At 70.6% G+C, this 7847-nt stretch carries 7 protein-coding genes; 4 read left to right on the top strand and 3 right to left on the bottom strand.

Going from position 1 to position 7847, the window contains the following annotated elements; all coding sequences use genetic code 11:
- Nucleotides 1–221 precede the first annotated feature (221 nt).
- A complete protein-coding gene (locus HCJ92_RS25150) occupies nucleotides 222–2372 on the bottom strand; it encodes an eCIS core domain-containing protein (RefSeq protein ID WP_338054285.1) in 2151 nt (716 codons plus the stop codon).
- 489 nt (nucleotides 2373–2861) lie between these two features.
- Complete coding sequence (locus HCJ92_RS20160; protein ID WP_167935032.1) at nucleotides 2862–3545, bottom strand: hemerythrin domain-containing protein; 684 nt, start codon at nucleotides 3543–3545, stop codon at nucleotides 2862–2864.
- 18 nt (nucleotides 3546–3563) lie between these two features.
- On the opposite strand from HCJ92_RS20160, the gene HCJ92_RS20155 reads away from it, so the two are divergent.
- The gene (locus HCJ92_RS20155; protein ID WP_167935031.1) at nucleotides 3564–5243 is read left to right on the top strand and encodes a BTAD domain-containing putative transcriptional regulator; all 1680 of its coding nucleotides are present in this window, start codon (nucleotides 3564–3566) and stop codon (nucleotides 5241–5243) included.
- Entirely contained in the window at nucleotides 5159–6004 is an 846-nt protein-coding gene (locus tag HCJ92_RS20150; protein WP_338054286.1) for an aldo/keto reductase, read from the top strand. The genes HCJ92_RS20155 and HCJ92_RS20150 overlap by 85 nt, the downstream gene beginning before the upstream one ends.
- Here the strand turns inward: HCJ92_RS20150 and HCJ92_RS20145 are convergent.
- Nucleotides 5998–6840 carry a hypothetical protein gene (locus HCJ92_RS20145; protein ID WP_167935030.1) on the bottom strand — a complete coding sequence of 281 codons (843 nt, stop codon included), beginning with the start codon at nucleotides 6838–6840 and terminating at the stop codon, nucleotides 5998–6000. The two genes, HCJ92_RS20150 and HCJ92_RS20145, sit on opposite strands and share 7 nt — an antisense overlap.
- A gap of 146 nt (nucleotides 6841–6986) precedes the next feature.
- Here HCJ92_RS20145 and HCJ92_RS20140 point away from each other — a divergent pair, with 146 nt between their 5' ends.
- Nucleotides 6987–7319, top strand: coding sequence for a MazG-like family protein (locus HCJ92_RS20140; protein ID WP_167935029.1), 333 nt, complete (start codon nucleotides 6987–6989; stop codon nucleotides 7317–7319).
- A gap of 214 nt (nucleotides 7320–7533) precedes the next feature.
- Nucleotides 7534–7847, top strand: a 314-nt coding sequence (locus HCJ92_RS20135) for a transposase (RefSeq protein WP_338054284.1), incomplete at its 3' end; no start/stop codon positions are given.

Raw genomic sequence — 7847 nt, 5'->3', positions numbered from 1 at the left:
GGTCGGCCCGGGCCGACCGCCCGAGCCGCGTCTCTCACCGCCCGGGGCGGCATCCGACCGGACCTCGCCGGGCTGCCTTCCCCCGCCCCCGCTTTCCCGGCCCTCCCCGGCTGTCTGTCGCCTTGTCGCGGCGGGAGGACATCGGCCTGGAGATGAAGTCCGGCGACGGTGCGCGGGAGCACGCCGGTCGGGACGCTCGATCGCCCCGTGCGGTCAGGGCATCAGGTCCAGTCGCGCGGGTCGTACCGCCGGAACTTCGTCGCGAGGTCCTCACGGGTTTCCCGGCTTCGCCGGAGTCGCTGACCGGAGGCCGGCGGCAGCGGGAGGGGGATGTCCGGTACGGGCGCTCCCATGGGCCGAGCGGTCATCTGCTGGTGGTACATGCCCTGGCCGGGGCGCATCAACTCGTCCAGTGGGACCGGGTCACCGCCGAGGTCCATCGTGTTCTGCATCTCGGCCGTGTTGATGGTCGAGGCGGCGAGCTTCATGTAGTCGACCCCGTCGGGCGTGAACGCTGTCGCCTTCTTCGGCATGTTTCCCCGCTCGTCGAACAGGCGGAAGTGGAGGTTCGGGTCCCCGGCCGCTCTAGCGCCGGCGCCCACCTGCCAGGGGTCGACGATGATGATCTCCTGCGGCCTGCTTGGGTATCCCACCGCGACGAAGACATGGTCGATGTCCATTTCGACGTGCCAGATCCGCACGCCCTCCGGGAGCTTCTTCTTGTTGAGCATGCAGAAAGCCATGGCGGCGTGCTCGCCGCAGTTCCCGACCCCGAGGGCCTTGGCCGCTGCCGCGCTCTGGCCCCAGAACATCGGGCCGCTCGGCACCGGTTGACGGTACTCCCCGCTGCGGGCGACGCCCAGGCGATGGCCCAGTCCGCCGGCCACCGCCGCGGACACCTGGTTGGCTGCACCCTTGCTGATCGTGCTCTTGACCTTCGCGATCACCTCGTTGGCGACGTCCCAGAGCTGCTCCTTCTTGCGGGGCTTGAGGGCCCTGTCGCCCGACTTGACCACTCCCTTGGGACGGGACGAGCTCATCTCCCTCTTCCGGTTCGACCGCTCGCGCCGGCTCGATTCGGGCCCGGACCAACCGGATCTCGAGGACTCGGACGGGCCGCCCATGTCCACGTCCATGTCGTCGGGCCCCCGGTAGGCGGTCCGGGGCCGCGAGGAGTGTCGGGAGGATCCGCGGCGCCGCGGAGCGGCGTCCACGACGTCGTAGCCCCGGGTGTCGTACGCGGTCGGCGGGCGGGACGAGCGACGGCCCCGGGGCGCGTAGCCCTCCCGGTCCTCACCGCCCTGGTAGGCGGTCGGGGGGCGTGAGGTGCGCCGGGGTTCGCGGTCGGGTTGCCGGGAGGATCCGCGGCGCCGCGGATCGGCGTCCACGACGTCGTAGCCCCGGGTGTCGTACGAGGCTGGCGGGCGGGACGAGCGACGGCCCCGGGGTGCGGGGGCCGCGTACTCGTCCATGTCCATGTCCATGTCCACGTCCTCGCCCCCCTGGTAGGGAGCCGGCGGGCGGGAGGAGTACGGGGAGTCGCCGTACGGGTAGGAGGGACGTTCCTGTCTGCTGTCCGCCTCGTCCCAGCGCCCCGGGGGCAGCGTCCACGACGAGTAGGCGACGGGCGCCGACTCATAGCTCGCCGCGTAGGAGGGCTCGGCGTCGATCACCATGGCGTCGTCGTCCTGGTACGTCTGCGGTCCGCTGCGCCCCCACCCGTACCCGGAAGGGGACCGCTGAACGGTCGCACCGGCTCCGAGCGCTTCGCCGGCGCCACCTGCTCCCGGTGACGTGGCGCGCTGGGCGGTGACGGAGGGGGCGGTGGTCGCTCCTGCGGCGAAGGAGGCTCCGTCCCTCTCCGCCGCCTGCTCGGAGCCCTGGCGCGGGTCGGTCACGGTCACACCGGCGCCGTTGCCGTTGCCCGTTTCGCGAGTGCCCTTGAGGTTCTCGCTGACATGGCTCAGTTCGTGGCCCATCAGGCGCATGTTCCCGACGGCCTCGGGAGCCGCGAAGATCTGCGTGCCGACGGTCATGGCCTGTGCGCCCAGCGCCTCGGTGGCGCGCTGAGCGACGGGGTTGTCGTGAAGCGTCGCGGTGGAGAGCTTGTCGTTCTGGAAGTACGGCTCGGCCGCGGCCAGCAGCGGTCCGGGAAGCGGACGGCCGGGCGACGCCATTGCCCGATCGAGCAGACCCCGCTGGCCCTCAGGGCTGTGGTCGTCCACACCGCCCTGCAGCGGTACCCGCTGCGCCACGAGGTCGCGGGCCGTGCGCTGGACCGCGGAGCCCCCTGCTCCGTGACCGCAGCCGGAGCTGTGCCGGTGCGTGTCCTGCGCCCACGGGTGCCCGGCCTGCCGGAGCGTCTGCACCACGGCCCTGTTACCGGCCGTTGCTTGGAGACCGGCGAGGCCCGCTACGTAGGGCTTTGCCTCTGCTCTCTCCTTTTCGGCTGACCCTGCTCTTCGATGTTCGGAACGGTGCATAGATCTGTTGCCTTCTGGAGATTCTTGATCGGGTGACCTGTCTCATGCCTACTGGCGGACACCGGAACGGGGCCAGGGCCCGACATGCAGCAGCCATGTCACAACAGGCACTCCTGGTAAGGCAATTCGGGCTTGTCCTGCGGCACGGGAACCCCGCGAGGGGATCCTTCGGGCGGTGGAGCCGCCACGGCCCCGAACGGCTCGACCGGCGCTTCGCTGCCCGGTCCGTCAGGCCCCGGCCGTGACCCCGGGCCGACCGGGCCCGCCCTCGACCGGGCTCTCCATGATCACTCGCGGCGAAACGTCCGGCGAGGAGACCGGACCCGACGGGAACGACCCGGTGCCCACGGTCCCGGCTCGCGGGCGAGTGGGCCGGGGTCAGCGGTACGAGCCCTGGCTCGCGGAGGCCAGACGCTCACGGTGAGTGCGGTAGAAGCGAGTCCCGAGCGGGCGCCCCACATGCCAGACGACTGCGGGGACGGCGGCGCGCAGCAGCCCGGCCTGCTCCTCGTCCGCGCCGTGCAGGGCCATGCCCAGCATCAGCAGTCGCTGCGCGAAGGGCACCTTGTTCAAGGACGCCTCCACGGTGGCCTTCCACTCGCCGGCGGTCATATGGCGATCGATGAGCGGCAGGATCCGCTCCTCCTCCAGCGCCAGGTGCTCGTGCAGCGGCGCCAGCAGTCGTTCCGCGACGACGACGGCGGCATCGCGGTCGCCGGCGACGGCCGACTCCTGCCAGCGCCGGGCGCCCGCGGCGAGCGCCGTCAGCTCGTCGTCGATGAAGGCGTGCTGCTGGTCCATGGTCTCGATGAGAGGCTCGACATCGTCGGGGCAACGCTCCCGCAGGCGGGGCCAGACGTGGTCGTCCTCGCTGGTGTGATGGGCGTGCAGGAAGTCGACCATCATCAGGACGTGCCGGGCGACGACGCCGGTGCCGTGCGTGTCCCTCACCCGCACGCCGGCGATCAGCGCGGGCAGCGCGCTGAACTCCCGCCGCATGGCGTCGTGGGCGCCGACCATGTCGCGGCTGTCGGCCATCGTCTCGTTCGTGTCGTTGCTCATGGGAGCAGCTTCGAGGTCGTGCCTTGCAATCCGCCTACAACATCGATACCGCTCGGCAACCCCGCCGATGCCGCCACCGGCGGCATCGGCTTACATGGTGCGGTGGTGACGTACGCGGTGCTGGGCCCGCTCGAGGTCCGTGCGGGCGACCGGCCGGTCCACGTCGGAGGGCGGCTGCCCCGCAGGCTGCTGGCGATCCTGATCGCCGCAGAAGGGCGGCCGGTCTCGGAGGACAGCCTGGTCGAGGAGCTGTGGGGCGGGAGCGGGCCACGCAACCCCGCGGGAGCCCTCCAGGTGTACGTCTCCCGGCTCCGCCGGGTACTGCCCGGCACGGCGTTGCAGCGCTCCGTCGGCGGCTATCGGCTCCCCGCCTCCGACACCGACGTCGAACGGTTTCGCAGTCACCTGGCCCGCGCCCGCGCGTCGGCGGCCGACGACCGCCACGCCGACGCGCACGAGGCTTTCGAGACGGGGCTGCGGCTGTGGCGCGGAACGCCCTACGAGGACCTGGCCGACGACGAGTCGACGGCCGCGATCCGTGCCGCCCTGCTGGAACAGCGCGACACCGCCCAGGAGGAGAGCGCCGCGGCGCTGCTCGCCACCGGTGACCACCCCGGCGCGGTGGCCGCGCTCGAACTGCTGGTGCACGCCGCTCCGTACCGCGAACGACGGTGGCAGCTGCTGGCGTTGGCGCTCTACCGTTCGGGGCGCCAGGCCGACGCGCTGGCTGCGGTGCGCCGGGTCCGGGCGCTGCTGGCCGAGGAGCTGGGCGTCGATCCAGGACCGGAGTTGCGGGAGCTCGAAGGCCGCATCCTGTCGCAGGACCCCGCACTGGCCGGCCCCGTTGCCGTGACCCGTCCGCCGGGTGACCGGCCGCTGTCGTCGTTCATCGGGCGGGACGCGGAGCTGGCCGTGCTGGACCGTCTCGCCGACACGCATCGGCTCGTCACCGTCGTCGGGCCCGCCGGATCGGGCAAGACCCGCCTGGCCGTGGAATGGGCCGGCCGGGACGTCGTCGTCCGCCTCGCCGATGTCACCGACCCCGCCCCCCTGGTCTCGGCGATCGCCGCGGCGGTCGGCGTCACCGGGTTCACCGGGGACCCGTACGAGGCGCTCGTCAAGCGGCTCCGTCTGCACGGGCGCCCCCTGGTGCTCGACAACTGCGAGCACCTCGTGGACGATGTGGCACGGCTCGTCGCCGACCTCCTCGACCGGGTTCCCGCGTTGCGGGTCGTCGCCACCAGCCGCAGCCCGCTCGGCGTCGACGGCGAGCACAGCCTGCCGCTGGGGCCGCTGGCCGCCGACGACGCCGTGGCGCTGCTGACCGATCGCATCCGCGCGACCCTGCCCGGCTGGCTCGAACAGGACACCGACCGCCGGGAGCTGCACCGCCTGGCCGAAGCACTGGACCGCCTGCCGCTGGCACTTGAACTGGCCGCGGCGCGGGTGCGGACCTTCGGCGTCCGGGCGCTGACCGAGCAGCTGGACGACCGTTTCACCGTGCTGGGCAGGATCCCGCACAGCACGATGACCCCGCACGCGACGTTGCAGGAAGCCGTCGCCTGGAGCTTCGGCCTTCTCTCCGACGAGGAGCGCGACCTCGCGGTGCGGCTCTGGCCGTACGAGGGCGGCTTCCCCCTGGGGGCCGCGGCTTCCGCCGCCGGGCTCGACGTGAGCGTCACGATCGCGGCCCTCTGAAGGCTGCCCTTGACCTCGGCATCAGCCGACTCGACACCGCCTTCAACTACCTCGGCTTCACTTCGCACACCACGCTCGCCGAACAGGCCGGCGACCTGCTCCGGCACTTCACCATCTCCACCAAGGTCGGGTTCTTCCCCGACCGCCCCGGCGGCCACCACACCCTGAACCCCGCACGCCTTCGAGCGGCCGTGGAACAGACCGTCCGGGACCTTCGCCGGCCCCCCGACCTCGTCTTCCTCCACAACCCCGAACGCAGCACGAACGGGGAACCCCTGGCTGACGCGTGCGCCGCCCTGGACGACGCCGTACGCGCCGGACTCGCACGTGCGTGGGGTGTCTCAACCTGGGACCCCCGGCCACTCCTTCCGCAGCTCGACACCACAACCCCGCGCCCGACCGTGCTGATGATCCGCTCCGGCCTGCTCGTGCCGGGTCCGGTACTCGACGCCGCCGACCAACTCGTTCACAGATGGAAGCCGACCGACGTGTGGGGCATGAGCCCGTTCAACGCCTCACCTCACGACCCGGTGTGGGAGGCGGCTCGACCACAGGTCTTCCTGACCAACCCGCCGGAGGGATGCACGCCCCTGCGGGCGGCGTTCCGTACGGCCTACGCACTTCCGGAGGTGAGCACGATCGCCGTGGGCTCCGATAACGAAACCCACCTCCGCGAGCTGCTGGGCACACTTTCGTGGGGCGTCGACTACGGCGTGGTGGACCGCTACCGGCGACTCCTGCGAGCACGCTCGCCTCAGTGATCGACCAGCTCACCGACGATCCGGGCTGCGGCCTGCTCTGCCGGCCGCAGCTTCGGATCAGCGGGATCAGCGTAATCACCGACGATCTTGCCAAGGCAGAACATCGCCATGAGTAGCCCGTCCCTGCTCTCCAGGTCCCGGCGCCGCTCGGCCCACACCCGCTCGGCGAGGTCGGGCACCGCCAAGGAGTTCGCCCACAGTGAGGCCGAGTCCAGACCCAGTGGGGCCATTCCCCAGTCCTCCCAGTCGAACAAGCAGCAACTGGGAGCTGTCACGTTCGCCCAGTTCAGATCCGCGTGAGCGGGCACCCACATCGAAATCGTGGTGTCGAACGTTGATGAGAACGTTCGGCGGATCGCCTCCGACACCCGAACTTGCGTAATGGTCACCGTATCCGGCGTCGCGACACGGCTCGTACTCTGAACAGCAAGCGCATCCAACGACGCGGACAACTGCTTCCACCACTCCTCCGGCAGGTCGGGGCGGACCGTCAGGGTGCCGGCCTGAACCGGGGCATCGGGTAGCAGAGACGTCTCGTCTGCACGCCACACCACCTCGTCACCCTCCCGCCAAGACACCCCGGCAAACCACTCCGGCATCGAAATTCCGGTCAACGCCGCAGCCGTTTCAGCACCGTTCCACCCCTGAGTACCCACCCGAGAGGCTGGCCGCCGCTCAATCCGCACCCACGTCCCGCGCTCTGTCGCCGCGCCCACAGAGCGACGCTTCCGGACCAGGGACCCACGGTCGAGGCTCACCTGGAGATACCGTTCAACCCGGCAGAGCAAGTCATCAACTGCATGCAGCCGCAGATCGACCGTGCGTGCTGGTGTCATGGGCGTCGGACTCCTTCGGACGGATACCTGCACAATAGGTTGCTCCACGGTCACCCAGAATCAGGGCCAGTCCGGCCCCTTCTGCCCTCCCGACCGCAGGAGCGCACTTCGGACCGCCCGCCCACCCCATCACGAACGGTGCACACATGGACTCGGCGACCTGGACCACGATCGACCGACTCGTGGAATGGCTCGACGCCCACGACTCCAACAGCCCCGAGGTGACACGTCTCCTCCGCGTCCTGAAGGTCCAGGAAGAGACCGGCGAGGTCGCCGAGGCCGTGCACGGAGCCATGGGATCAAACCCACGCAAGGGCGCCAGCCACACCTGGACCGACGTCGAGAAGGAACTGTGCGACGTCATCGTCACAGGCATGGTCGCGCTGGCGACCGTCAACCCCGACGCGGGGAAGCTCTTCACAGACCACCTTCAGAGCGTCGCCGACCGCTCCCTCACCTCGGCGGCCCCGCCCGCGTAGGTCTCAGCGCTTCTTTCGATCCGTCGCGAGACCACCGGTTGACCGGGACACGGGAGGAGCTCCGTTCGTGTCCCGATGGCGAGGGCCCCTAGCCTCGCGCTTTCACGCGGTGGGCTGTCCGGAGGTTGATCAGGAACGCAGAAAGTGCCCTTGACCTGCAACGATAGGACTTGCTGAGGGTCCAGTTCGCTGCAAGGAAAAGAGCACTTTCCAGGTGAAGCACTCTATCGGGTCTTACCCGCGTGCCCGTGTCCAGGACGACGGTCGTCAGGTCGTCTCGCAGGCCGGGTCGGTCCTGCTCGTGGAGACGGCCCGCAAGACCGGTCTTGACCAGGCCATATCCGCAGCTCTGGCTCCGTGGCGGAAGCCCCGGGCCGTCCACGATCCCGGCAAGGCCCTCCTGGACATCGCGCTGGCGGTCGCGCAGGGCGGGGACTGCCTCGCGGACGTCGCGATACTGCGCTGTGAGCCGGCCGTCTTCGGCCCGGTCGCCTCCGACCCGACCGTCTCCCGCCTGATCGACGCTCT

Source organism: Streptomyces spiramenti (assembly GCF_012034385.1).
In the GTDB taxonomy this organism is placed as follows: Bacteria; Actinomycetota; Actinomycetes; order Streptomycetales; family Streptomycetaceae; genus Streptomyces; species Streptomyces spiramenti.
This window is presented reverse-complemented; position numbering and strand designations above follow the sequence as displayed.